The organism is Rickettsiella endosymbiont of Litargus connexus (assembly GCF_964277335.1).
GTDB classification, from domain to species: Bacteria; Pseudomonadota; Gammaproteobacteria; order Diplorickettsiales; family Diplorickettsiaceae; genus Aquirickettsiella; species Aquirickettsiella isopodorum.
This window is the reverse complement of record NZ_OZ195516.1, coordinates 954,537-979,819: the sequence shown is the minus strand read 5'-3', so window position 1 is coordinate 979,819 and position 25,283 is coordinate 954,537. Positions and strand designations below refer to the sequence as shown.

Annotated in this window: 23 protein-coding genes; 10 read left to right on the top strand and 13 right to left on the bottom strand. The window is 36.5% G+C overall.

From position 1 onward, the window contains the following. Positions 1–27: 27 nt before the first annotated feature. The 6 genes from lgt to ACICP9_RS04350 are packed head-to-tail and all read right to left on the bottom strand — an operon-like array spanning position 28 to position 5,581. Positions 28–816, bottom strand: a complete 789-nt coding sequence (gene lgt, locus ACICP9_RS04375; protein ID WP_395497101.1) for a prolipoprotein diacylglyceryl transferase — start codon at positions 814–816, stop codon at positions 28–30. A gap of 3 nt (positions 817–819) precedes the next feature. Continuing rightward, positions 820–2,280, bottom strand: coding sequence for a glycosyltransferase family 87 protein (locus tag ACICP9_RS04370; RefSeq protein WP_395497099.1), 1,461 nt, complete (start codon positions 2,278–2,280; stop codon positions 820–822). 25 nt (positions 2,281–2,305) lie between these two features. Next, positions 2,306–3,190: a septal ring lytic transglycosylase RlpA family protein gene (locus tag ACICP9_RS04365; protein ID WP_395497097.1), complete on the bottom strand. Its 885-nt coding sequence runs from the start codon at positions 3,188–3,190 to the stop codon at positions 2,306–2,308. Next, entirely contained in the window at positions 3,174–4,190 is a 1,017-nt protein-coding gene (gene mltB / locus ACICP9_RS04360; protein ID WP_395497095.1) for a lytic murein transglycosylase B, read from the bottom strand. The genes ACICP9_RS04365 and mltB overlap by 17 nt, the downstream gene beginning before the upstream one ends. A gap of 10 nt (positions 4,191–4,200) precedes the next feature. Continuing rightward, positions 4,201–5,322, bottom strand: coding sequence for a rod shape-determining protein RodA (gene rodA, locus ACICP9_RS04355; protein ID WP_395497093.1), 1,122 nt, complete (start codon positions 5,320–5,322; stop codon positions 4,201–4,203). A gap of 58 nt (positions 5,323–5,380) precedes the next feature. Further along, positions 5,381–5,581 carry a hypothetical protein gene (locus ACICP9_RS04350; RefSeq protein ID WP_395497091.1) on the bottom strand — a complete coding sequence of 67 codons (201 nt, stop codon included), beginning with the start codon at positions 5,579–5,581 and terminating at the stop codon, positions 5,381–5,383. Positions 5,582–5,597: 16 nt separating this feature from the next. On the opposite strand from ACICP9_RS04350, the gene ACICP9_RS04345 reads away from it, so the two are divergent. The 3 genes from ACICP9_RS04345 (at position 5,598) to ACICP9_RS04335 (ending at position 8,007) form a co-directional block, all read left to right on the top strand. Further along, positions 5,598–6,512 carry a L,D-transpeptidase family protein gene (locus ACICP9_RS04345; RefSeq protein WP_395497089.1) on the top strand — a complete coding sequence of 305 codons (915 nt, stop codon included), beginning with the start codon at positions 5,598–5,600 and terminating at the stop codon, positions 6,510–6,512. A 168-nt stretch (positions 6,513–6,680) separates the two neighbouring features. Beyond that, on the top strand, positions 6,681–7,484 hold the full coding sequence (locus ACICP9_RS04340; protein ID WP_395497087.1) for an RMD1 family protein: 804 nt from the start codon (positions 6,681–6,683) through the stop codon (positions 7,482–7,484). 133 nt (positions 7,485–7,617) lie between these two features. Continuing rightward, positions 7,618–8,007 (top strand): HU family DNA-binding protein, encoded by a 390-nt coding sequence (locus ACICP9_RS04335; RefSeq protein WP_395497085.1) that lies wholly within the window; start codon positions 7,618–7,620, stop codon positions 8,005–8,007. A gap of 55 nt (positions 8,008–8,062) precedes the next feature. Here ACICP9_RS04335 and zapE read toward each other — a convergent pair whose 3' ends face one another. Both zapE and ACICP9_RS04325 read right to left on the bottom strand, forming a co-directional pair. Beyond that, positions 8,063–9,100, bottom strand: a complete 1,038-nt coding sequence (gene zapE, locus ACICP9_RS04330; protein WP_395497083.1) for a cell division protein ZapE — start codon at positions 9,098–9,100, stop codon at positions 8,063–8,065. Beyond that, the gene (locus ACICP9_RS04325; RefSeq protein ID WP_395497081.1) at positions 9,100–9,804 is read right to left on the bottom strand and encodes an alpha/beta hydrolase; all 705 of its coding nucleotides are present in this window, start codon (positions 9,802–9,804) and stop codon (positions 9,100–9,102) included. Before ACICP9_RS04325 ends, zapE begins: the two co-directional genes overlap by 1 nt. Before the next feature lie 47 nt (positions 9,805–9,851). On the opposite strand from ACICP9_RS04325, the gene ACICP9_RS04320 reads away from it, so the two are divergent. The 4 genes from ACICP9_RS04320 to ACICP9_RS04305 all read left to right on the top strand — a co-directional run bounded on the left by ACICP9_RS04320 (position 9,852) and on the right by ACICP9_RS04305 (position 13,886). Next, positions 9,852–10,769, top strand: coding sequence for an ABC transporter ATP-binding protein (locus tag ACICP9_RS04320; RefSeq protein ID WP_071662146.1), 918 nt, complete (start codon positions 9,852–9,854; stop codon positions 10,767–10,769). A 72-nt stretch (positions 10,770–10,841) separates the two neighbouring features. After that, positions 10,842–11,615, top strand: a complete 774-nt coding sequence (locus ACICP9_RS04315) for an ABC transporter permease (RefSeq protein WP_395497079.1) — start codon at positions 10,842–10,844, stop codon at positions 11,613–11,615. Further along, complete coding sequence (gene hemH / locus ACICP9_RS04310; protein ID WP_395497077.1) at positions 11,612–12,598, top strand: ferrochelatase; 987 nt, start codon at positions 11,612–11,614, stop codon at positions 12,596–12,598. The genes ACICP9_RS04315 and hemH overlap by 4 nt, the downstream gene beginning before the upstream one ends. Next, a complete protein-coding gene (locus ACICP9_RS04305) occupies positions 12,588–13,886 on the top strand; it encodes a flavohemoglobin expression-modulating QEGLA motif protein (protein ID WP_395497075.1) in 1,299 nt (432 codons plus the stop codon). The genes hemH and ACICP9_RS04305 overlap by 11 nt, the downstream gene beginning before the upstream one ends. Positions 13,887–13,936: 50 nt before the next feature. On the opposite strand, the gene ACICP9_RS04300 is transcribed toward ACICP9_RS04305, so the two are convergent. Then, positions 13,937–17,194: a hypothetical protein gene (locus ACICP9_RS04300; RefSeq protein WP_395497073.1), complete on the bottom strand. Its 3,258-nt coding sequence runs from the start codon at positions 17,192–17,194 to the stop codon at positions 13,937–13,939. A gap of 409 nt (positions 17,195–17,603) precedes the next feature. On the opposite strand from ACICP9_RS04300, the gene ACICP9_RS04295 reads away from it, so the two are divergent. The 3 genes from ACICP9_RS04295 (at position 17,604) to ACICP9_RS04285 (ending at position 23,121) form a co-directional block, all read left to right on the top strand. Next, entirely contained in the window at positions 17,604–21,260 is a 3,657-nt protein-coding gene (locus ACICP9_RS04295) for a hypothetical protein (protein WP_395497071.1), read from the top strand. A gap of 95 nt (positions 21,261–21,355) precedes the next feature. Then, positions 21,356–22,003 carry an endonuclease III domain-containing protein gene (locus ACICP9_RS04290; protein WP_395497069.1) on the top strand — a complete coding sequence of 216 codons (648 nt, stop codon included), beginning with the start codon at positions 21,356–21,358 and terminating at the stop codon, positions 22,001–22,003. 185 nt (positions 22,004–22,188) lie between these two features. Beyond that, positions 22,189–23,121, top strand: a complete 933-nt coding sequence (locus tag ACICP9_RS04285) for a hypothetical protein (protein WP_395497067.1) — start codon at positions 22,189–22,191, stop codon at positions 23,119–23,121. A gap of 54 nt (positions 23,122–23,175) precedes the next feature. Here ACICP9_RS04285 and ACICP9_RS04280 read toward each other — a convergent pair whose 3' ends face one another. Genes ACICP9_RS04280 through rpoH form a run of 4 tightly spaced genes read right to left on the bottom strand, consistent with a single transcriptional unit; the run spans position 23,176 to position 25,244 of the window. Continuing rightward, positions 23,176–23,493: a DUF3579 domain-containing protein gene (locus ACICP9_RS04280; RefSeq protein WP_395497065.1), complete on the bottom strand. Its 318-nt coding sequence runs from the start codon at positions 23,491–23,493 to the stop codon at positions 23,176–23,178. 56 nt (positions 23,494–23,549) lie between these two features. Continuing rightward, complete coding sequence (locus ACICP9_RS04275) at positions 23,550–24,188, bottom strand: CYTH domain-containing protein (RefSeq protein WP_395497063.1); 639 nt, start codon at positions 24,186–24,188, stop codon at positions 23,550–23,552. A 13-nt stretch (positions 24,189–24,201) separates the two neighbouring features. Then, entirely contained in the window at positions 24,202–24,378 is a 177-nt protein-coding gene (locus ACICP9_RS04270) for a CBU_0585 family protein (protein WP_395497061.1), read from the bottom strand. Next, positions 24,375–25,244, bottom strand: coding sequence for an RNA polymerase sigma factor RpoH (gene rpoH / locus ACICP9_RS04265; protein ID WP_395497059.1), 870 nt, complete (start codon positions 25,242–25,244; stop codon positions 24,375–24,377). Before rpoH ends, ACICP9_RS04270 begins: the two co-directional genes overlap by 4 nt. Positions 25,245–25,283 lie beyond the last annotated feature (39 nt).

Sequence of the window (25,283 nt, the reverse complement as noted above, 5' to 3'; positions counted from 1 at the left end):
GTATTTCTCCTCGAAATTAAATTTTAATTACGCTCTCATTGGGTTGCTATGTATTTTGTATAACAAAAATAAACCGAACAGGATCATTGGAATAGAAAGCAGTTGGCCCATGGTTAACCAATTGTCAGCAAGGAAACCTAATTGTGGATCCGGTTGGCGGAAAAATTCCAGTCCAAAACGGAAAATACCATATAGAAGGGAAAACCAGGCTGAAACGGCCATGCGCGGTCTTTTTTTACTCGAATAAACCCAGAGGATAACGAATAATACGACGCCCTCAAAAAAGAACTCATAAAGTTGTGAGGGATGTCTCGGTAGGCCGCCAGCACGTGGGAAAACCATCCCCCAAGGCACATTAGTGACTCGGCCCCATAATTCACCATTGATAAAATTACCAATCCGACCCGCACCTAATCCTATTGGGACGAGAGGAGCGGCAAAATCGGTAATATCAAAAAAATGTTTTCCTGTTTTTCGACTAAATAAATAAAAAGCGAATAAAACACCTAAAAGACCGCCATGAAATGACATACCGCCTTGCCAAACTTGAAAAACAATCCAAGGATGACTTAGAAAATTAGGTAAATCATAAAACAACATATAGCCGACGCGGCCACCTAAAATAGCACCCAACGCGGTGTAAAAAAGCAGATCACTGACTTGATCCATAGTCCAACCGCTATTCGGTTTTTTAATGCGATAAATGGCCAGTAACCAAGCTCCTATAAATCCAACGGCATACATAAGGCCATACCAATGAACCTTGAGTGGTCCTAGGCTAAAGGCAATCGGATTTATCGAAGGGTAGATCAACATAATTTAATCCTGATGATGAGCAATGGTTGAGTATTGCTGGCTATAGTGTGTACTGTGAAGTATCCAATCAACAGTGGCTTTTCCTATCCCTCGGTAAGAGGGTAAAAAAACCACGATACCGATTAATAATAACAGGGCTGGGGGTATTCTTTCAAAATGTATACTCTTTTGTTGTGAGTATAATTCAAAATTCCTTGTTAAACGATAACGCAGCCAAAATATTAAGCCAGTTAAACTAATCAAAACTAAAAAGTAAAGTGAGGATACTAAAAATATGCGCAGCACATTGGTCGTATTGATTTGAGCACTATCAAATAAACTAATTGGGATATTACTAAAAAAAATACAGGCCATTAAAAATAGAGGCAAAGCGATAGGATAAACCCCTTTTTTTGCTAATTGCCATAAAATTAACATCGGAATACTCAATAAAGGAAAATAATATATCCAACCCAAGGGGGAGAGCAATAACATGCCGACAATGAGGACTGAGAAATCAAGATCCACTTTTAGTTTAGTAGGTATATCAACCGATGGCCGTAAAAATCGAATGATGGCAAGAAAAAATAATCCAGTAACGAAAGGATAAAGATAGATAACGAGTCCAGGGACAGCGAACAGAGCAACATTACTTTCTATGCCACCCACTAAGCGCAATAAAAAACCATAAAATGAGACATTCCAACTGGAAGCGGCCCATTTTATTTGTTGACAGGCATTGTAATAAGCGACATAACTCTCTAACCCCAAAAAAAATGCTGCAATTAAGCCACAACTGAGTAATGTGACCAAAAATGCACATAAGCCACGCCATTCTTTACGCATCAGAAAATAAAATAAAAATAAACCAATAAAAGGTTTTAAACTGCTTGCTAAACCTAAAAGAATAGCAGCGCGGATAATTTTTTTATCACGCGCGGCACACCACCCTAATACTAATAGCGGAAGCAACAATAAACTGACTTGACCAAATTGTAAGCTCACAAAACTAGGAAAATAACTAAATAAGGCGATTAACAACAATAAACCAGAGGATGCCGAAAAAGTCTGTCGATCAAGTTTTTGTTGCAATAATAAAATTCCTAACGCGCCAGCGATTATCGAGAGTGAGGTCCACAACACTAAAGCATGGGGGTAGCTAAGGTAGGCTAACGGAAAGCTCATGAGTGTAAAAAAAGGTGGATTTAAATTGCCACCTAATTTAATGAGTTTGGAGTGTGTCGGTTTAGTTTGGATAGTAGGTGAATCGCTATTTAGTTTATTTTTTACAAAATAAATCGGTGTGTAGATATTTTTTCCTTGGATAAAAAGTTGCTGAGAATGATAGAATTTTCCAAAGTCACTATAGAGAATATTAGTTTTTCCCAGTGTTAACGGATAAATAAAGTTAAGTATCAATAGGATCCCAAGTAGAATGACTCCACTGAAAAAAAGTAGAAAATGATAAGTTTTTTTAAATGGCATACATTCAAGTGTGAAGCGTAGATTGTCAGGGCTTAAACGCTTTGTAACGATGACTCAATCCAGCAAGTTGCAGTTTATGCGTGAGTTGTTGTGAACTCTTGCTATTACGTAAAGGTCCAATGACGACTTGGTAATAATGGCGTTTATGTATAAAAGTGGTTTTTACATTGACCGGAGAACGAGTCCATTGTTTAACTAACAAGGCAAGTTTTTGTGCCGATGCGCGTTGTTTAAACAATCCTAATTGAATATAAGGGGCCTGTTTTTTTTCTGGGTAATGACCAGGATACTTTTTTTTGTGTAGGGATTTAGTATTCGCCGCTAAACGTGTAATACCCGGTGTAATGGCAACGATGGAAACCGGTGCGGTGCCTCTGCCGATCATATCCAATTTTTTTGCCGCCGCATAAGAAAGATCGAGCAAACGATTATTAACAAATGGACCTCTGTCATTGACTTTTACAATGATTTTTTTTCCATTACGGAGATTAGTGACTTGTAAATAGGTGGGTAATGGCAGCGTTTTGTGGGCTGCGGTCATGCCGGCTACATTATAAACTTCGCCATTTGAGGTTTTAAAATCATGAAACTTCATACCATACCAAGAGGCAATCCCTCGTGCATGATATCCTTTAGCGTTTTTCATGACGTAGTAACGACGTCCGAAAACCACATAGGATTTTGGGTTACCCTGTTTACTTAAGGGTTCTGCTTTAGGTATCGCATTAGGAATCCGATGAGTGTTGATTCTAAAACAGGGTGCTTTATCTTGTCTTAGATGGTAACGATAATTAGTGCTACTGGAGGTGGAGGAACAAGCCCCTAGAGACAGTGTCAGTAAGCAGAAAGTAAGTCCAGAAATAATTCTAAAAAATAAGCGTCCTTGCTTAGCATTATTTTTTATTAACATGGCGTGAGTGCTCTTGTTGATGGAGATGATGGATTAATTCGCTTAATTGAAAAACCGCCATTGCATAAAGTGAGCTGGAATTATAGTGTTTAATGGTTTGAAAGTCATTAAATCCCAACCAGTACTCATTACCCTGCTTGAGTGGTAGTACAATCAAAAAGGTCTTAAGGTATGAAGGTATCTTTTTTTTAGCGTAAATGTGATACTTTTCAAAATCTTTTACGGTGAAATTCTCTTGCGACTTAGGTAAGTGGAGTAGAGCTGTGGGTGAAAATCGCGCTGGAATAGCGATAGGATTATTTTTGATCCAGCCAAAGGATTTTAAGTAATTGGCAATACTAAGAATAGCGTCATCGGAGTTATTGATGAGGTCACTATAACCTTTATGAGTGGCATCTACCGAGAGATGGCGGTAGTTGCTCGGCATAAATTGTACTTTTCCGATAGCGCCTGCGTAAGAACCTTTAGTGACTTTCGGATTTATAACGGGATTTTCTCGACTAAGTAATAAAAACTGCTCGAGTTGGTGTTTGAAAAAATTCGATCGGCGCGTATGATTGAAACTTAAAGTACTCAGCGAATCAATGACGCGGTATTTACCAGTGACCTCGCCATAGCGAGTTTCGACGCCTAGAATGGCAACGATAATCGACGCGGGAACGCCATAGCGTTTTTCTGCCTCAGCTAAGGTTTTAGCATGCGCGTCCCAAAATTTTACGCCCATTTTCGCTCTTTTCGTCGTGACAAAAATAGGTCGATATTCTGACCAGGTTAAACGTTCTTTAGGTGAAATAAAAGAACTAATAATTGAGCGATTTGATTTGACGGTATTGAAGAGTTGTTGCAGTTGTTTACGATCAAAATGGTATTTTTCCACCATTTTATCAATAAATAACCGTACATCGGGTTTGTTGGCATAAGCGGTACAAGAAGTCAGAGACAGTGTAACTAATAACAGCAAAGCAAGTAAGTGACCACGCGATCTTTTGTTCTTCATCATGTTGCTTTCCTTAGTTACCGACTAGTTTTCTATGTGTTTGGATAGACATTAGAATACCAAAACCTGCGATTAAAGTAATTAATGATGTTCCACCATAACTAATCAAAGGTAATGGTATCCCCACTACAGGTAATAATCCGCTGACCATCCCGATGTTAACGAAGGCGGCAATAAAAAAACTTAAACTTAATCCTCCACCCAGTAAACGCGAAAAAGTATCTTGGGCTTTCATACTGATATAAAGTCCCCGTGCAGCGATCCAGAGATAAAGGCTCAAGAGTACGATACCTCCGAATAAGCCAAATTCTTCACCACAAACGGCAAAGATAAAATCGGTGGTATGTTCAGGTAAAAATTGTAAATGGGATTGTGTGCCATGCAGCCAACCTTTGCCAAAAAGTCCACCCGCACCAATGGCAATTTTTGATTGAATGATGTGATATCCGGCACCGAGTGGATCTCTTTCTGGATTCAAGAAGGTGAGTACACGTAATTTTTGGTATTCGTGCATAAAATGCCAACCAAGCGGAGCGATGATCAACATGAGTAAGCCTCCGAGTAACAACCAACGGCCACTCACGCCCGATAATAAAATAACGCTAAAACCTGATGCAACAATTAATAAGGCCGTTCCTAAATCCGGTTGCTTAATCACTAATAAGGTGGGGACTGCGATTATAATGAGCGCAATGAATAAATCGAAAAAAGAAGGCGGCAATGATTTATCATGTAAATACCAGGCTAACATCATAGGTACCGATAATTTCATCAGCTCAGAAGGTTGGAATTTTAATAGTCCTAGATTCAACCAGCGTTGAGCCCCTTTACCGACAACGCCTAAAATTAATACCGCAAGAAGTAAGCCAAAGCTAAAAATAAATACCCAAGGCGCCCAAGCACGATAAACAGACGGTGAGATTTGCGCTAGCATCAACATGGCAGAAAAAGCAATTATCATCCGCAATGCTTGTTTGCCGATAATGACTAAATTTTGATTACTCGCGCTATAAAGTATAATTAAACCGATGCAGACTAGACTGAGTAAACCGATTAACAAAGGTTTATCCACTCGAAAAAATTGCGATATTTTTTGTAATGAAAATCGTCGACGGTGTTTGCTTATTGCGAGCATAATCGCAGCCTAGTAAAAGTAAATAGCTGTAGTATAGAATAAAATCTCTAAACTTACGTTAAACTAGAGATAAAAAACGGGATTGTTTAGGATAAGCGTGTCGATTTTTCGCTAGGTGTTGCGTTTGCGTAATCACTAATTCGATGTACAATACCCAAGTTTTAAGAAAAGCAGCTTTTTTATTGATAATTATGTCAACACTCTCTATTTCTATTGCAAAGTTTAAAAGTTTTAAAAAACGAGCGATGTGTTTGGTCATAGGGTTTTTTTTCTTTTTGAGTTTTGTTACACCAGTTTCGGCATTAACGTTTGTGTTACCTCCTCATGGAGAGGATATCGTCGGGCATGTGCAATGGACGCAAGCATTACCCGGTGATACATTTAATAAAATTGGTCGGCGTTATGATATGGGTTATTTTGAATTGGTAGAAGCAAATCCAATGATAAATCCTGAGCATCCAGAGCCGGGGAGCATTATCGTTATTCCAAGCCGTTTTATTTTACCTCCTAAGCGGCAAGGTTTAGTCATTAATTTAGCTGAATTACGTATTTATTATTATCCACCACATCGTCATGTGGTAATCACTTACCCTGTTGGAATAGGTCGTGAGGGATGGGATACTCCTTTAGGCCCTTCATGGATTGCTGAAAAAATGCGTAATCCTATTTGGACAGTGCCCGAATCAATACGTAAGGATCGCGCGAAAGAGGGTGTCTATTTACCCGTAAAAGTTCCGCCTGGTCCGGATAATCCATTAGGAGGTTATGCCATGCGGCTTAAACAGGCCACGTATTTAATTCACGGTACCAATGACTCCCAAGGCGTCGGGCGGCGCAGTAGCGCAGGATGTATTCGGCTTTTTCCAGAAGATATAGAAAGTTTATTTGCACAAGTGGCACGTAAAGAAAAAGTCACGATTATCGATTTACCTTATAAATTCGGTTGGGAAAAACATAGACTTTTTTTAGAAGCGCACGTACCATTGCAAAAACAACCTTTATTTAATCGACTAACGGCGAAAAAACTGCTTCGAGCAGCAAATAACTCAAAAGCTGCTAAAATTCAGTGGCAATCGGTTGAGCGCATTAGTTTACGAGAAAATGGAATACCGCAAGTTATCGGATATCCTACGACACCTTTAAAGCATGTTCCGCCGCAGCGTCGTCAAAAAAACAAAAAAAATACGTGATCTGTTATATACTCACCGCAATGTAATTTTTGGTAAGTACCGCGAAAAGGATCATCGGAGTGTATTAATATACAGGGAATTGCGAGTTGAGCGCCTACAGACAAAAATTCAAGGTGAAGAATCAAGATCATGGGTAGTCAATCTATCTTAATACCACAGTGAACATTTATGCGTTGTGTTTCTTTTTGTACAGCAGCTAATTATAAATTAAATCTACTCGCGGAATTTTTTCGTACTAAGCGTTATATTGCCAAATTATTTCGCAATGTCCTGTATGTGACTAAGCAGGATAAACCTATTGATATCTTTTTCTTTAATCATGGTTGTTTTGTTACTTGGAATCTCAGTAAAAAACAAGAGAAAAAATTAATCGAGGATATTAAGCCTTTTTCTATCGATCCGTTAGAAAAAATCGAAATGGATCTCTTTATTTATTATCTCGACAAAGAAACGCGGCTTTTTCCTCATCAACGCTTTAATGTCGATGTCATTACTTTAGAAAAGAATGAATCAGATAATGTGCAAATTAAACTGGCTATTTCTTATGGTTTAGCACAATCCATAAAATTAGAATCGTATGAAGAATCAGTGAATAAAACGGTTCTTGCGAATAGCCATTTTCCTAAAGAATTAGCCCGCTATGGCAAAATTTCTCTATCACGTTCCGAAATTTCTAAACGCATCGGTGAAATTTTCTTGACACGAAGCTCAGTCAATCTGAGTAGCGAGTATTTAGATGTACCTGAATATTTTTGGCGTTATTCGAATCTCGAATCTTATTATGAAATGACTGAAAAATTTTTAGACATCCCAAAAAGAGTAGCGGCTTTGAATCATAAACTGGATGTCGCGCATGAAATTTTAGAGATGTTAAATAGCCAATTACAACACCGTTATTCCAGTATCTTAGAATTTGTGATCATTTTATTAATTTTTATCGAAATAGTCGTGCAAATTTTACAACATGTATGAAAGAGTGTTTCTTATATGTAACGAATAAACATAAAATATTTATAAGGGCCTCTAGCAAAAAACTAGAAATATGCTATTTTATATAATCCTATACCTTCTGTTTACTCCTTATATATTTAGAGGAATATGAACCATGGCTAAAAAGTTAGCTAAAAAAAAGTCCCCAGTCACTAAAGCACGTAAAAAAACTAAAGTAACATCGGCTAGTAAAAAACTAGCGGCTGTGAAAAAGTCTTTTACTAAAACTGAATTGCTCCAATGTTTAGTAGAAAGTACTGAATTACCTAAGAAAAAAATTGCTGAGGTTTTAGAAACTCTACAGATGATTATGCATGCGCATGTAAAAGCCGGCTGTGCTTTTGCACATCCTGGCATGTATAAAATCACTGTTGTAAAAAAATCAGCAACTAAAGCACGTAAAGGGATTAATCCATTTACCGGTGAACCGACTACTTTCAAAGCAAAACCTGCGCGAAAAGTGGTAAAAATAAAACCATTAAAAAAACTCAAAGCGGCTGTTTAGAGTTCTTAACAAAAAAAGGCGCATTAAGCGCCTTTTTTTTACTCGATTAAAAAGATTAATGATTATTGAGCCATTTTTCTTTAAAAGCAGCTAAGCGGCTTTTTGTTCGCTCAAACTCAACACTTAGTCGGCCCTTAGCATAAATATTCTCGATAGGGTATGCCGAGGTGAGGATAAGCTGGCTATGGGCATCATAAAGAATATCAATTAAATGAATAAATAATCGGGCAAGATTATCTTCATATTCACCGATAGGTTTGACGTCACTGATCAAAATAGTTGAAAAACGTTGAGCAATGACTAAATAATCTAATTGGCTGCGCGGTATCGCACAAAGGGAGCTGAAGTCAAACCAGACTAATCGCTCGGTACAACCTAAATGTGAAATCAGACGACCATTAATCATTAGTGCTTGATAATTAACAGGCGCTTTTTTGCTTAACTCATTAAATAACGCGTGTACTTGTGATGGCTTCATGACCCAAACGGGGCTATTTTCTGCTTGGGCCAAATGATTACGCCGATAATCGATGGCACTTTCTAAATGAAAAATACGTAGATGTTTTTTGATTAAACTAATGGCAGGTAAGAATAGTTCTCGTTGCAAGCCATTCGTATATAAATTGTCAGGGGATGTATTGGCAGTAGTGACTAATACAATTCCTTCGGAAAATAAGGCTTTTAACAATTGCGTGAGCAACATCGCATCGCCAATTTCATGGACTAAAAACTCATCTAAGCAAATAACGTGAGCTTCTTTACGTAGACGTTTAGCAATAGGCTTTAATGGATTTGAGGTTCCCTGCAGTTGTGCGAGCTCTGCATGGATGCGATACATAAATTGATGAAAATGATAGCGAGACTTAGCAACCGGTAAATGATTATAAAACAAATCCATTAAATAGGTTTTACCTCGCCCGACATCGCCCCATACATACAATCCTTGGATAGGTTTTTTTTTGCCTAGCCATTTTCTGGGTGTGATGATTGCATGATACACGGCTTGAAATTGTTGCATGGCTAAGGCTTGTTGTGCATCACCTTGCAAAGTTTGATGTAATACTTGTTGTTGGTAAGCAGTTAAAGGTGTCATTAATGAGTTTTATTTAATAGAGTGGCTAAGCAATCGCGTAATTTTATGAGATGGCCATGAAAGAAATGTGTCGCGCCATGAATTTTAATCACTTCTGGAGGGTGTTCTAAGGAGTTTACCCAAGAAAATACCGCGGTAGGTGAGACGACTTCATCTTCATCACCCTGTACCAGTATCCAAGGACAAGGAAAAGGGGGAAGTTCTTTAAAAGGAAAATTTTCAATAGGGGGTGCAACACAAATCAATTGTTTCGCAGGCCAAACCTTTGCGGCGCGTGCCGCTACATAAGCACCAAAAGAAAAACCCGCGAGCCATATCGCTCGCTCAGGACAACTTTCTTTCAACCAGGCGAGTATGGCCAATAAATCGTCGGTTTCGCCGTTGCCGTTGTCATATTCACCTTCGCTTAGACCGACACCGCGGAAGTTGAAACGTACGGCAGCAAGCCCTATGCTGTTAAAGCAACGCGCTAAGGTATAGATGACCTTATTGTGTAGGGTGCCGCCAAACAAAGGGTGTGGATGGCAAATAACCACAAGGGTCGGTGGATTTCGTGGTATTTCAGGCGAGGTGATCATTACTTCAAGTTGCCCAGCGGGACCGGGTAACAACAATTTGGCTAGGCGATCAGTAGGGAAAGGTAGCGTGTTGGCCATGTTATACTCGTAGTGGTTAATTAATAAAGGCTTATGAAAAGAAGTCATTATTATTTAAGCTAAAATTTTATTTATTTTAAAGTGCTATTAAACTTATGCAAGCATTGAGCATCCAAGGTCTCAGGAAAATCTATAAGAATGGAGTTGTTGCGCTTAAAAACATCGATCTCACTGTTGAGGAAGGCGATTTTTTTGCATTGTTGGGTCCGAATGGTGCTGGAAAATCGACTACCATCGGTATTATCGCTTCACTCATTAATAAGACGGCAGGGACAGTTAAAATCTTCGGACATAGTATTGATAACGAATTAGAATCCGCTAAATCCTGTATCGGCATCGTGCCGCAAGAACTTAATTTTAGTATCTTCGAAAAAGTGATCGACGTGATTGTTTATCAAGCCGGTTATTATGGTGTGCCCAGGCGTTTAGCAAAACAGCGCGCGGAACGGTATTTAAAAAAATTAGATTTGTGGGATAAACGCAATCAAATTTCTATGCAACTTTCGGGCGGTATGAAACGTCGCTTGATGATAGCTCGCGCCTTAGTGCATCAACCGCGCTTGCTGATATTAGACGAGCCTACTGCCGGTGTCGACATTGAAATACGGCGTTCAATGTGGGAATTTTTGCGAAGCATTAATCAACAAGGTATTACTATCATTTTAACAACGCATTATTTAGAAGAAGCAGAATATCTATGCAAAAACATCGCCATTATTGATAAAGGTAGCATTATAGAAAATACCAGCATGAAACAGTTATTAGCGACTTTAAATATGGAAACCTTTGTGTTTGATTTAAAAAAACCGTTAGTTGAATTACCACAATCGCCATTTGGAATGCGTTTATTAGATAATGTGACCTTAGAAGTTGATGTCGCTAAAGAACAATCACTGAATAATTTGTTTGGATTTTTAGAAGGACATCATATTGAAGTGACCAGTTTACGCAATAAAGCGAATCGTTTAGAAGAATTATTTTTGAATTTGATTGCTGCCAATAAAAATAAATAATAGAGCGAATAAAGTTTCAATCATTGAATCAAGCCAAGCTAAAGTGAGACAAATTAAAAAAGATTAATTATTATGCAAGCAAAAGTCTACTGGATCGCATTTATTAGTTTGTTACGCAAAGAAATTAAACGTTTTTTGCGTATTTGGGTGCAAACCTTATTACCACCCTTGGTAACGATGACGTTGTATTTTTTAATCTTTGGAAATTTGATTGGCCAACGTTTAGGTAATATCGAAGGTTATAGCTATATGCAATATATTGCACCGGGTTTAATCATGATGTCGGTAATCACCGCAGCGTATACCAATGTGGTGACTTCCTTTTTTAGCATGCGTTTTCAACGCAGTATCGAAGAGCTGATTGTTGCACCGTTGCCAAATTATTTACTCTTAGTCGGATTTGTTGCAGGAGGGGTTGCACGTGGCTTATTGGTCGGTTTATTAGTAACCGTTTTAGCCTTATTTTTTACGCAGTTACATGTTACTAATATTTTTGTATTGTTGGCTATTGTACCAATGACCGCTATTTTATTTTCGCTAGCGGGTTTTACCAATGCCTTATTTGCCAAGACCTTTGATGATGTCTCTATTGTACCGACATTTGTGTTAACGCCATTGACTTATCTCGGTGGCATATTTTATTCCATTGATTTATTACCAAGCTTTTGGCGGCATTTATCCTTGTTTAATCCGATTTTGTATATTGTGAATAGCTTTCGTTATGGCTTATTAGGTATTAGTGATATTCCGGTCATCTCGGCCTTAATGATCATATTTTCTAGTTGTGTCGTATTATTTTTTATTAACCTTAATTTGCTGAACCGTGGTAAGGGCATCCGTACATGAAATCCGGCGTATTACTCATTAATTTAGGGACGCCGTCCGCACCGACGCCCAAAGCGGTGCGTGATTATTTAGTCGAATTTTTAAGTGATAGACGCGTGGTGGAAGTACCGGCGTGGCTCTGGCAGCCATTGTTGAAGTTAGTCATCTTGCCCATACGTGCACGACGTTCAGCAAAACTGTATCAAAGTATCTGGATGGACGAAGGTTCACCGTTAGCGGTGATTACACAGCGTTTAGCAGACAAAGTTCAAACTAATTTAGGCAAAGAATACAAATTAGTGTTTGCTATGCGCTATGGTAAACCGAGTATTCACGCTGCACTCAAGGAATTACTCGCTGCGGATGTCTCATCTATCACCATTTTACCGTTATATCCGCAGTATTCCGCGGTCACCACCGCAAGTTGTTGGGATCAAAGCAGTAAATTTTTTCAAACGTCACGTGTTGTTTCGAATCTAAATTTTATTGCATCCTATTTTGATCATCCACTGTATATTGAAGCGCTGGCCAATAAGCTTAAAGAACAGCGAACAGAACCAACTAAAAACAGCTATTTACTGTTTTCTTTTCATGGTTTACCACAACGGTGCATCGAAAAAGGTGATCCTTACCAACAACATTGTTATATGACGGTACGATTACTAGCAGAACGCTTACAGTTATCAGTGGATGATTATCAAGTGGTGTTTCAGTCGCGTTTCGGTGCAGCCCAGTGGTTAAAACCGTATTGCGATGTGGTGTTACAAGAACTTCCGGCACGTGGCATAAAAAATGTCAGTGTCATTTGTCCTGGATTTGCAGTCGATTGTTTAGAAACCTTGGAAGAGATTTCTAAACGTTATCGAGAACTGTTTTTAGCTGCTGGCGGTGAACGTTTTAATTACATTCCCGCATTGAATGATTCAGCTGAACAAGTGAAATTGCTAGCAAGTTTGGCGCAACGTTCCATTAACGAATGGAGTAAGGGATCCCATGAAAAGTAATGAAAAGGCGTATCGCGCACGATTACGTGAATTATCGGATCGTATCGTGCAAGCACAAGATGCGATAAAAATTTTAGACAGCATTAAATGGGGGCCCGAAATACAAGCCGATTTTTTTAAAAAGAAATGCAAACAATTACCCAAAGTCAATGCGGAATATTATCAGAAAAATAGTTTGTCGTTTGATATCTGTAAAAAACGTGAAGAATTTCAAATTTTAGAACGGGATATTAATCGCGAAGTTGGCCAATTCAGTTCGATCGGTCGTATTATGTTGCGCATGTGTCGAGAATATCAGGATTTGTTGAATTTATTGATGGCACGTGGTACCCCTGAGTTTAGTGCCTTATCCAAAGAATTATATGGCAGTGCCGATGATGCTTTTTATGTGAATGCACCGCGCTTAAAGGATTTAGTACCCGTCGTTTCACAAGCACTGATGAATATTAAAGACAAAACCCAAAATGAACTGGATGAGAAACGTTATGACAGTCAACAAGCGATAGAAATTCTGAATCGACGTTTATCAGTGTATTTTAAACATGCAGGTAAAGCAAAAGATTGGGTGATAGTCAGTGATGGGATTGTGGCCGATGCGGCGGCCGGTTCAGAACGGATCAAGGTACGCAAGGATGCCTTATTCAGTGAGCGTGATTTACGAATTTTAGAAGTGCATGAGGGGTGGGTACACATGGGTACCACACTGAATGGGATGCGGCAACCGATATGTACTTTTCTCAGCAAAGGTCCGCCTTCGGCGATTGCCAATCAAGAAGGCCTGGCGATCATCACGGAATTATTTCTTTTTGTTTCCTCACCCATGCGTATTAAGAAATTAACGGATCGTGTCACCGGGATTGCCATGGCGGAAGAGGGCGCTGATTTTCTGCAAGTGTTTAATTTTTTTCTAGAACAAGCGCATACGCCGGAAGAAAGTTATAAAAGCAGCGTCAGGATTTTTCGGGGTAGTTTACCGAATTTAGGTCCGTTTACGAAAGATTTAGTTTACACGAAAGGTTTTATTTTAATCTATAATTATCTCCGTTTGGCAGTTGAGCAAGGTTTAGTGGATAGAGTTGATTTGTTATTTGTCGGTAAAACCAGTTTAGAAGATCAACGTTTATTAGCCCATTTACTTGAAGAGGGATTGCTGGTTAAACCGCATTTTATGCCGCATCAATTTCGGGATTTAGCCGCATTAAGTTGTTGGATGTGTTTTTCCCTGTTTTTTAATAAACTGGACTTGAAAAAACTTGCCATTGATTATCGAAATATTTTGCAGGGTTAAATCGATAGACGAAAAAAAGCCTGCATTGCAGGCTTTTTTTGTTAGTGTTATTAACGATTCAATCGAGTGCACAATAATTTTTGTTCCTCTAGTAGGTTAGAATCATTAAATTTTGAATTATCATATCCATCTGAATGAGACGAATTACTCGAATGACCTGAAGAAGCAATAGAGAATCTTTTATCCTTTAAAGGAGATAAATGAATAGAAACTAACGGTTTGGTTATTCCGCGTATAAAACCTAAATTGTCTTCTATAATTTTTATTAAATCAGTTATTGATGGTTTTAATGTTTTTGTTTCTTTGATTGAGCATAATATAAAATTTAAGCAATCATCTTTAACATTATCACTTAATAGCTTGTCATACATAGTTTTAATCATAGTTTTAAAATAATCAAAATTACGTTTTATAACGCCCGACCTCTGTTCGTCATTTTTGCATTCATTATACTCATTAATAAATTTATTAGAAAAATTTTCTAAATCAAGTAAATCATAGTGTAATCCAAGTTTACAAGCAGGAAGATCAAGAATTTGCTGCAGGCGGTCGATATGGGTTTGATCACTTAAATTATTTTGTAGTTTTTTAATTGATTCAATAACAATACCCAAATAAGTTTTTAATTTTTTGAATTGATCGGCTGTAGTAAATTGTACTTTTTCGAAAAAAATTTCTTCTGGGGTTGATTTATTTTTAATAGCGGTATTTGAATCATTTTTGCAACTTTCATTTTTTTCTTCAATAAATACTTCCATTTCAAAGCTTTTTGTTACCTCAGCTGCTTCTAGGTCAGAATGCCGATGCTTGGCAGGAAAGAGTCGATTCAGACTAAAATACGTGAATGAACTCGCTGTAATGGATGTGCCGATTTGAATACCCGTAGCCAGCGGATTTTTTAGTGCACTGACCGCTGTTCCAACAAGAGGAAGCGTATTTTGTGCAATGGATCTGATTTTGAATCGATTTGATAACAGCTGTGTGAATTCATTGACTATTTGCAAACCTAGGCTGAAACCAACACTACTAATAAAAGTGGGAAGTGCTTGCGATAGCAGGTTGTCCCACAATTGCTGTGCTTCTTCTTCATTACCTTGATTAATAGATTCTTTTATTTGAAATAGTATCAATGGAAATGTGGCGGCAAGTGATGCATGAGCTAGTATGCTGCTATAGAGAAGCATCGCTTTTGTTGTCGATTTTTGTTCTCCTTGTTGAGAATATTTAACAGCAAAATATTGGATGATGCCATTTAATATACCCGATCCGGCTCCATGGGCCGCGGATGCGCCGAGTTCGATTGCAGAGGAGGTAACCTGCGGGGTATGAGCGCGATGATCTAAATTCGTAAGAGCAGTCGAGTTTTCTGTCAGCGTACTATTATCAAATTGTACGGAAGGTTTTTCAGCTTGAGCGTGTGTAGCCGTAGTGATGAGAGGTGCGATCGTACTATTAGATGTCTGTAACGTTTTATTTGTATTAACCGGAATAGCAGTTATCTGAGTGGGAACTATAATTGAATCTTTGGGTCTTAAAGTGGTTGCAATCGCCGCTTTATTTTCAACTAAGCTTGCTGGTTGGCAGTCTAACTTGAATAGTAGTTTACAGTTTCTGTTTAAATCGGGCTGAGTAATATTTGGTTTGAAAAAGAAGGATACCGCACTTATTAATTCCTGAGGGTTTAAATAGTCCTGGTTCGATTGAATCAGTTTATTAGCTTCTCTAATGATTTCGCCTTTAATGTCTTTGTAATTTTTACCACTCAATTGACGGTACATACTACCCAAGTTTTTAAATGATAAGGTGGATATTTCTAGCATATTACAAGCAGCACGATTTTTGCTGCACACTTCGTTTACACTTTTAATGATATCTATAAAAGTCTGATAGCCTGTTTCCAAAGCCTCTTTTCTAGCAATATTTCGAGCTAAAATACTAAATAAATGATTACCCATGGTATCGTTGAGGCTCTTTAATTCCGACGAATTATTAGGGATAATCGCTTCGTATAACTTACTAAATTGCTTGAGAATATGAATTTGACTATGTAACTCTTGACGATTATTGTTATTTTTTATGATGTTAAATAGAAAAGAAGTTAACTTTTTTTCAGCTTGAGCAAAGCTGGAATCCAGATTGTTTTTTTCCTTTAGGTCTTTAGTTAAATTAGTTATTATATCAAAAGCAATATCATATAGCTTTTTAAAGTCAAATTGAGATGCTTCATCGGTTTTTAAGGCATTTTTTAAATTATTGTTTAAGAAAACCAAAATATGAATAGATTGCATGCGATCAAGTGTACGGATATTTTTATATATTTCGTTTATAATTTGTTTGAAATCAGTTAAAGTCAGTTGTTTATTAGGATAATTTCCCTGAATTATACTTTGAAAAAGTTGAATATTTTCCGTCATGGGTCGAGGACATCTATCGAGGCTTAATAAACCCTTGCAATCTGATTTTATATGTTTTTCATCTCCATTATCAAATTCATTTAGAAAAATATGACCTGCTAGTTCTTTATCTTCAGCACTAAAATTATTTAACGTTTTCGAATGAATAATCTTAGACGCTAGTTCAGGAATTTTATGGTAAATAGCTTGGAAGTTCGCTTTTATTTTGAGCTCAAACCCAAACTGACCTAAGCTTTTAAGCATATCCATTATAGTTTCTTTATTAGCAGTATAATTCTGAGAATTCAATTTTTGTATGACAGTTTCACTCAGTTTAATTGTATTTGTAATCAATGTATCAAATTCTTGCGGATCACCCAATGTAATAGTGATTGAATTATTTTCATCTTTTTGATGTATAAGCTCAGGCGCTGCAAACGCTGAAATGTTATATATGTCTAGTAAATTGGTTATAAACTTAAGAAAATTTGAAGACGTGACGATATCATTTTCAGAAAATTTGCTATTTTCATCGGTTATTTTAACCTCATACAGAGTGATAAAATGATTAACTAAGGAAATTAATTTCTTTTTTTCTTCATTAGCCATAATAGTTTTATTGGCTATATGTTTACTTAAGAAGTTTAATAATCTATTAAGACCACCTGTTTCTAAATTTTTTTGTAAGTCAGAATAGACGTGACTACTTTTTAGATCAGAAGCAGATTCGCATTTAGAAATGGTGTCTAGTGTACGTTGATTTGGATGAACTTTAGTCCTGGTGCATTCTAATAGAATATCATCTATCGCTAGTTTAAAAATAGTTTCGTCAGTTAAGCGGGGATATTTTTCTTTAGTAAAGGTTCCATCAAGGATGTCATTAATAACCAAAGGAGGATTAGGATTATCTTGCATTAAACACCTACAATAAAATTAAAAAAATAACCTCTATCGTAGATGGAAAAGCTTAAGAGATCCTTAACTCAAAAATAAAGTTACTTTTTATATAATAAATATTTTTGATTTACAAAAGAAACTATCCTAACCCTGTTAGCAAGCTAAGATTAAAAGTGTATAAATAATAATTTTGTTATCAATTACTTTAATAGATAAGTCAAACTTAAGAAATCCTTAAGATTCGCTACCTATGCTGACACTGTATTCGTCTGATCGGGTCTTAAATATTTTTTGATCGAAAGGGTTAAGCTTAATCAGTGAGGTTTTACCAAGCGTAGTTAAAACACGGAATCCCTATAAGAAAAAATTTATTTGAAGATTAAGTGATCACACTTACTTTTATACAAATATAAAAAAGGGGGTTTGCATGCCTGGCATAAGAATTAAAAATAAACTCGATTATCAGGAAAAAAAAGGGCTTGCTGATCTTCTGACAGCGACAGAAACAGATTGGTATAAATTTTTTGATAATATAGGATCATTGATCGTTGAATATTCGCAATCTACTCATTCATCCAATAAAAAAATTAAACGCTCCATTTTTTTTAAATTTTTAAAAGCCGCTTTTTCAACGGATGCAATTAAAACCTTAACGGATAACGAAAAAAATACACTATTTTCATTAACCGAAACTGAATTAACGGATAATACCTATGATTTTTTGAATATTGATGATCTTAAAATGTTGTATGAACGTTTTAATATTTTTTTGAGAGTGAAGCATGAAAATTGGGACGAAAAGGTTTTATCACTGATCACTGAATATGCTGAACGAATTGTAGACTCTAAAATTAGCTTAGATAAAAATATCGATCAACTTGATTGGCATTTTAGTAATTTCTTTTGGGTGTTGAATGTCAATTTTAGCCATTATGTAAAAATAAACAGAGATTATTTATCGTTTAAAAAAGTCTTTGATCCTTTGCAAAAAATGAATAACGAAATTCGTCGTTGGGATTCGGATTCTATTTTTTCTTTCCGAACGGTGTTAGGAACTTATCGTATCTTACGTACCGACTTTAAAGCGAATAAGGAAATAAGCCACTTTTTGGATCTAACGACTAAGAATTATATTTCAAAGATAGTTAAATTAACGGAGCATCAATGTTTTTCTTTGACTGCGAATGAAATTAAAGAATGTGCTTATATCGAATATGTCAAATATGTCAAAAATTTACCGAATTTTGAAAAAAACTTATTGACTCATTTATATAAAAAAGTCGATAAACAATATGTTTTTCCTAACGAATATGTTTATCAAAAATCGATATTCAACGTGACTATTTCATATCAACAGCTGACAAAAGATGAAAAAGCTATTATTAATCAAGCTATTTCAGCAACGTATTCACGCGTACAGAAATTAAGAACAACGCTAACGATTGAGTTTAAAAAACCAATTAAAGATCAAATTTTTAGATTATACATTTTTAAAACAAAGGAGGAATATGTTAAGTATGGACCTTTATGGGGGATCAATACAGCAGGTGGCGGCTATGCACAGGTACGGTTACCTTCTGAAAATGACCTTCCCCTGATTTACTTCCGACCTTTGTCTGATAACGAACAATGGCATGAAACTTTTATTTATCAACAAAAAGGAGATGCTCGAAATGGAGCTTTTAAAGAAGGGGGTAATTTTCGCAATTTAGGTCATGAGATTCAGCATTCTTTATTTTATGCCTTACTGGGTCAACAAGGATTACATTGTTTACCGTCATGGATGGTAGAAGGAGCCGCTAATGCCTTAGGTAATGAAAAGTGTTTTAAAGAAGAAGCGGAGTATATTAAAAGCTTCCAGGATAGACTCCCTAAAATAGAGCGTATTATTAACATGAGTTATTCAAGTGGTGGCGATTTGTATTATTTTGGTAGTGCTTTATTTCGTTTTATCTTGGAAAAAAATCCTAGTTTGTTAAAAGAAATAATAAAAAAAGCACAGAATGAAGCGTCTATTCATGAAATCAATGGGTTTATCAAGGATGGGTTGAAAGCGGATGAAGAAACTTTTAATGATTGGTTAAATAAAATAATCAATGATTGTTCACTGAGAGAGACAAATAATCCCATTAAAGAAACGAGAGTCAATGATCTGTCAGTGCAATATAAAGAGGATTTAAAGAATAATCGAGAATTATTAAAATTTCTTCAGCATAAATCAATTGAATTTGTGTTTAATGATACCGTTTTTAACTTAACCCATGATGAGATAAGCCGCCATTCTAGAGATAAAATACGACAAACAATTTCAATGAGTGACTATGATTGGTTCAAAAGTGCGTTAGAAATTTATGTTTTAGATAACAAACTCACTGATCTTAATCTATCTCGGGAAAAAGAGACGATTATTGAAAGCTTGGTTGATTCTAAAGAAGGTCAATTTATTGGGCGAAAAATAGTAAAGATTTACATTAATGATGCAGAGCTCTCGCCGGAATCTAAAAAAATTTTAAAACCCCTTCTTGAAGAGTTTGTTTTAGGAAAATACTTTAATTTAAGTAAAAATTTAAAACGATCCTTTAATCAGGAAGGTGAAATCAGCCGAGCGGCGTTAACAAAAATTTTGACATCAAAATTTAATCGCGAATCAACCTGTAGCCGATATATTGAAAATCAATTGTTTAGTTCCGTTGGGATGTTATCCGATGCGCCATCTAATTCTATTAGAATAGATAAAGCCATCTCAAAGCTTTATCAAAGAAGTTTAAATAAAAATAAAGCGTTAAAGAAATTTATTCAAAAATTCGGACCGATTCAATTGACGTTTAGTGATACTGTTTTTGTATTATCGATGGATGATTTAAGCCGTTATGATCTTGCAACAACACCACAGTCGATTACATGGGGAGATTTCCATTGGTTTGAAAGTGCGTTAGAAATTTATTCTATCAAGAATTACTTACGTAAAAAAAGATTAGATTATACTGAAAATAGAATAGCGGAAATACTGGATGTAGAGCTTGAATATGTTTCTAATCGCTGGATTAGAAATATTAATTCTGACGAAAATGACTGTTTTCGTTTTATGATGCAAAAATTTGTTTCATCATTCAATGTAAGTAGTGTTTTAAAAAATCGGCTTAATCAACTGAATGACAATCCTGCTGATAATAAGGGGTCTACAAACCAGCCATTAGCTATTAATGAGTCAATTTTAGGCGCGTTAACCCTATTTATATCGAATTCCAGTTTAATTTTAAATTCCTTAGTATCAAAGTCCAACGAAATAAGCCATATGAATGATGATGCTTGCGAGGAAAATAATAGCGATATCAATAGTTCTACGGGTTTACTATTAGGAGGGGCTTTTTTGGGTGTGGTATCGCTAGTGATAGCAGGACTTTCTTTTTGGCAATATCGAAGAAAAAAAGCAACTCTTACTCATTCAATGACTCTAAAAAAGGATCTTCCTTCTGAAGTTGAAAAATTACAAGACTACCAAGTAAAACTGAACGCTTTAAAAGAGGCTATTAAGTGTAAAGTTTCTAAAGATGCTTACACTCTTTTGGAAATAGATTTTTCAACGATTAAAAATGATATCGAAATATTAGTCCTTAAAAATAGAGAAGGTTTAAATCCAAGCAGTTTTTTTAATCGAGATAAAGAAAATCATGAAGAATATCAAAAAATATTTATAGAAGTGTTAGCCCTTTTAAAAAAGATAAAGGCGAATTTATTGGAGTTAAAGCTTAATTCCTTATATGACAAAGCGAATAATATATTAGTTGAACTAAGAGGCTTACATCCTCTTCCACAGGTTAGTGGGACGATTGAAGAGCAACCCTTAATGTCCTCAAATAATCTAATAAGCGGCAGTAAGCAGCTGGGGGGTAGCGAAATTGCACGCTATATTCCGTCTTTTTCTAGTTTTAGAAAAATTTCTTGGTTTATGCCAGAAAGGGCTGATTTAGGCTTCCCACCTCCTCCCTCACTAGAAGAATTGCAGAAGATGATAGGTGATCAAAATAATGAAAAAAATGGACAACAGCCTATTTATGCAAATATTAGAATAGGGAGAAATTAAGGAGATTTTTTCATGAGAAAAAATACAGTTGTCCTAGAACAGGGTCGCTTATTTTGGAACTTAGACGTAGAATAATCACTTTTTAAGTGATGTCAGTGACGCAACAAAAACTACTCAGTATCTATGAGTGTCTGCTCAATCAGTACGGCCGCCAGGCATGGTGGCCGGCAGACAGCCCGTTTGAGGTGATGGTCGGCGCAATACTGACGCAAAATACTCATTGGTTGAATGTGGAAAAAGCGTTAACTCTTTTAAAACAACGAGTGAATTTAACACCCCAGGCACTCTTAAGCCTATCGACAGCCGATTTAGAAAGCTGTTTAAAGCCGAGTGGTTATTTTCGGATTAAGACACAGCGCTTACAGAATTATTGTCGTTGGTATTTAGAAAAAGGGAATTACAGCGGCTTAGATCAATTAAGCACAACCGAGCTGCGTGAACAATTCCTTAAGGTACAAGGGATAGGCCCCGAAACGGCTGATGATATCTTACTCTATGCCTTTAATCGGCCAGTTTTTGTGATTGATGCGTATACGCGACGTTTATTGCAACGCTTAGCTTTGATTCAAGGTCACGAGACGTATGAGGAGTGTCGTCAGCTATTTGAAACACAGCGACCAAAAAGTGTCGATCGGTATCAACAATACCATGCACTGATAGTTAAGCATGCCAAACAGCATTGCAAAAAAACTAAACCGGTTTGCCATACTTGTCAGTTAGAGCATCTATGCGTTTATAAATAGCGTTTTTTTTATAATTATAACTGCGTACTCAAAGTTTCTTTGAGTAAAACATAATATATTGGATGAAGATCAATATTGTATAGTAAATTATTTGATTTTAATTGTTTACTATTTTTTTAATTTAAGAAAAGCTTAATTTTTAGTATTTAACATACTAGAGATTAATTTTTTTGAGATTATGTAAAATGAAAAATGAAAATATATTAGATGCGAGTATAGAAGGAAAGGATAGGCAAATAAAACAAGCTATTGAAGTCAATAGTTTTACGGATAAAAAAAAATTAATAAGCCACCAAAATTATAAATTTTCTATTAACTTTAGAAAATGGTCATTACGACGAAAAAAGAATAATAAAATTGATCTAATAGACGGAAAATCTGATATTACGGCTAAAATTGCTAATGACGATCAATTAGCGTCTCCGGTTACAAAACTGACGAATAGTGAGAATGATTATGCAGTTATAGATGAAGGTTTTATAGTGGTTAAAGAAAATAATGACAAGCTTGAAAGTATAATTAAAGCACCGCGCGCTAGAATTTTAAATCCGGAGGAAGAACAATTAGCTTATCTAGATAATATGAATAAGAATTCTGAATTAAGCAAAATTTTGCATTCAATTTATTTTGATCCTGACTTGTATAATCAGATTATGTTGATGCTGCAATTTTATAATAATTGTACTTTGGATAACTCAAAAAATATTAATTTTTTTGAAATCGTAGATAAAGTGAGTGAATCACTTATTGAAATAATCACAAAACTATCAAGTAAAAGTGATACCCATTCTTTGAAAGAATTGGCATTGAAAAATACATTATTTCTGTCGAAAAATAATCTATGGAGTAGATTTATGCATAAGGAAGCAGAGTATGAAACGATAGAGGGAGAGTATGAGATCATGAATAGAATAGATCAAAATCAAACAACAGAAAATGCTAAGTCTATTGAAGATAAAAAAGAGATGGGAACAGATTATATTAATATCGTATCGCGATCAAATTATGCGAGTTCATCACTAAAAGAATCAAATTATATGGATATGAACTTTTTTAAAAAACAACAAAACAAAGATAATCTCCCGGAGAATCAACTATGGAATGCTAAAACAGTTTGAAATTAAAAACCTAAAGCCCCTAACGAGGCCGATGTAGAGTTTTGGTGTGGGGTTTTAATCTTCAGATTCGGTGTAGGATTCGTGGATTTTTAAGCGATTTTCACCGGCAAATTTCATAATACAGTCAAAAATATCGGGATTAGTTTCTTTTAGTTTGGGGTCGATAACGAGGCATTTAGTGCGGCTTTCATGATCCATCAAGGGTCGCAGTTGAGGAGAATACACCATGCGCCGATTAGTAAAACTGGCCAAACAACCGCACATACGCTCAGCCCAGTCACTAGGCCTGAATTTTTCGCCAGTTTCGGTGACTCCTTCTATCAGAATGAGTTTTTCTCTTTGGCTTTTATGTGTAGCAGTATTTTCTAACATAGATTTAACGTTTTTATTGAAGTTGCAGTGATAGTACCGTAATTGAGGGTAATTAACTATACATAATTAGATGACATTTTATTGTCATGATTATAGAGTAAATAGCCTCGTTCTGCCTTGCTACGCGTTTCTACGGTGAGCGGAATAGTCGATTTGAGAAGTTCGGCTATTTTATAGAGTTGTTGGCTATCACCTTGTTTTAATTCTAGCTCAATTTCATGTAAAACAGCTTGATTCGTGACGGTTTTGACCAGACCTTGGTCTAAAACTAATTCGATTTGAGTTCCCTCTGTATTTAAACTCCATGAACTGCGTTGAAAGTCCGTATGAAACAATTCTAATAAATGCTTATCCCCAAGGATGGTTTTTAGCTTGGTTATTAAGCTTGGGTCAGTGAATTGCTCGATATTAGGACTATTTTGTGTGACGGGTTGATCCCACTCGTGCCGATGTTGTAAATCACCTATCTGCTCACCCGCTGTTTTTAAGGTTTGTATGGTGCGGCCACCGGCTTCACGGACTCGCATCGACAATCCTTCTTTCCATAAAGCGAGGTCGGAGGTGTCAAAATAACGGCTGATGAGTTGTTCTACGGAGAGCGCTTGCGTACTGGCGAGCTGTAATAAAGGATGTTGTAGTAATAGGTTAACATCTTGAGGGGCAATGCGGAGTTTAAGTTCAATTTCTAGAAACATAACGATAACGTCTTCAAGAGTGAGTTTTAGTTTTTATATCACGTTTCATCATCAATGCTTGGTATTGTGCTATTTCTTGCTCTTGTGACGCTGACTTCTCAGGATGCCGTTTATCAAAAGCGGTGAGAAATTTATCAATGTCACTGACAAAATTTCTATCAGGGCTAAGGTTTTTTTTTATGGGTTTCATGCCGCTTGTTCCTCGATCGCATGACGTAGCGCTTTAATCGCTTTTTGTTCTAATTGACGCACTCGCTCAGCGGATACTTGATAACGATTGGCTAATTCTTGCAATGTTATTTTAGGTTCAATTAACCAACGATCCCGGATAATGTTTTGTTCTCGTTCGTCCAATTTGGCCAACGCTTTATACAGATGATCTTGACTGGACTCGGTGCTGTCGCTGGCTTCGAGTAAACGAGCTGGGTCGTAACGATTATCTTCAAAATGCATATCGAGTCGTGGATAGTGAGTGGACTTGGTATCCTTATCATCCTCACTGATATCCAAGCTCATATCGTTGGAGGCCAAACGAGATTCCATTTCACGCACGGTTTCTGGTTTGACACCGAGATCGCGCGCAACCGCTTCGATTTCTTTTTGGTTAAACCAACCTAAATGTTTTTTCATTTTACGTAAATTAAAAAATAATTTACGTTGTGCTTTTGTAGTGGCTATTTTAACAATGCGCCAATTACGTAAGATAAATTCCTGAATTTCGGCTTTGATCCAATGAACGGCAAATGAGATCAGGCGTACGCCTACTTTAGGGTCAAAGCGTTTAACCGCTTTCATTAAACCAATATTCCCCTCCTGAATCAGATCGGCGAGTGCCAAGCCATAACCCATATAAGTTTGTGCAATATGTACGACAAAGCGCAGGTTAGCAATAATAAGCTTTTTGGCGGCGATCAGGTCTTGGTGTTGATAATAACGTTCTGCGAGTTCGGTTTCTTCTTCAGCACTTAATACAGGGATTTGTTTTAACCGGGCAATATAGGCGTCGGTACTGTTGATGGGAAGTGTTTGATAAAGTGTTTGTAAGTGAGTATTCATGGCTATCTCCGTTGTCTTTTAGACTTGTTTTAGTAGGTT

Excerpts from the sequence above, each read along its gene's own strand:
- ACICP9_RS04325 (WP_395497081.1), bottom strand. The coding sequence starts at position 9,804 with ATGACTTCTTTTCATAAGCCTTTATTAATTAACCACTACGAGTATAAC.
- ACICP9_RS04340 (WP_395497087.1), top strand. The coding sequence starts at position 6,681 with ATGCGTTGTGTTTCTTTTTGTACAGCAGCTAATTATAAATTAAATCTA.
- ACICP9_RS04270 (WP_395497061.1), bottom strand. The coding sequence starts at position 24,378 with ATGAAACCCATAAAAAAAAACCTTAGCCCTGATAGAAATTTTGTCAGT.
- ACICP9_RS04335 (WP_395497085.1), top strand. The coding sequence starts at position 7,618 with ATGGCTAAAAAGTTAGCTAAAAAAAAGTCCCCAGTCACTAAAGCACGT.
- lgt (WP_395497101.1), bottom strand. The coding sequence starts at position 816 with ATGTTGATCTACCCTTCGATAAATCCGATTGCCTTTAGCCTAGGACCA.
- ACICP9_RS04305 (WP_395497075.1), top strand. The coding sequence starts at position 12,588 with ATGAAAAGTAATGAAAAGGCGTATCGCGCACGATTACGTGAATTATCG.
- mltB (WP_395497095.1), bottom strand. The coding sequence starts at position 4,190 with ATGATGAAGAACAAAAGATCGCGTGGTCACTTACTTGCTTTGCTGTTA.
- ACICP9_RS04285 (WP_395497067.1), top strand. The coding sequence starts at position 22,189 with ATGAAAAATGAAAATATATTAGATGCGAGTATAGAAGGAAAGGATAGG.
- rpoH (WP_395497059.1), bottom strand. The coding sequence starts at position 25,244 with ATGAATACTCACTTACAAACACTTTATCAAACACTTCCCATCAACAGT.
- ACICP9_RS04320 (WP_071662146.1), top strand. The coding sequence starts at position 9,852 with ATGCAAGCATTGAGCATCCAAGGTCTCAGGAAAATCTATAAGAATGGA.
- ACICP9_RS04315 (WP_395497079.1), top strand. The coding sequence starts at position 10,842 with ATGCAAGCAAAAGTCTACTGGATCGCATTTATTAGTTTGTTACGCAAA.
- hemH (WP_395497077.1), top strand. The coding sequence starts at position 11,612 with ATGAAATCCGGCGTATTACTCATTAATTTAGGGACGCCGTCCGCACCG.
- ACICP9_RS04370 (WP_395497099.1), bottom strand. The coding sequence starts at position 2,280 with ATGCCATTTAAAAAAACTTATCATTTTCTACTTTTTTTCAGTGGAGTC.
- ACICP9_RS04295 (WP_395497071.1), top strand. The coding sequence starts at position 17,604 with ATGCCTGGCATAAGAATTAAAAATAAACTCGATTATCAGGAAAAAAAA.
- ACICP9_RS04365 (WP_395497097.1), bottom strand. The coding sequence starts at position 3,190 with ATGTTAATAAAAAATAATGCTAAGCAAGGACGCTTATTTTTTAGAATT.
- ACICP9_RS04300 (WP_395497073.1), bottom strand. The coding sequence starts at position 17,194 with ATGCAAGATAATCCTAATCCTCCTTTGGTTATTAATGACATCCTTGAT.
- ACICP9_RS04280 (WP_395497065.1), bottom strand. The coding sequence starts at position 23,493 with ATGTTAGAAAATACTGCTACACATAAAAGCCAAAGAGAAAAACTCATT.
- zapE (WP_395497083.1), bottom strand. The coding sequence starts at position 9,100 with ATGACACCTTTAACTGCTTACCAACAACAAGTATTACATCAAACTTTG.
- ACICP9_RS04350 (WP_395497091.1), bottom strand. The coding sequence starts at position 5,581 with ATGACCAAACACATCGCTCGTTTTTTAAAACTTTTAAACTTTGCAATA.
- rodA (WP_395497093.1), bottom strand. The coding sequence starts at position 5,322 with ATGCTCGCAATAAGCAAACACCGTCGACGATTTTCATTACAAAAAATA.
- ACICP9_RS04275 (WP_395497063.1), bottom strand. The coding sequence starts at position 24,188 with ATGTTTCTAGAAATTGAACTTAAACTCCGCATTGCCCCTCAAGATGTT.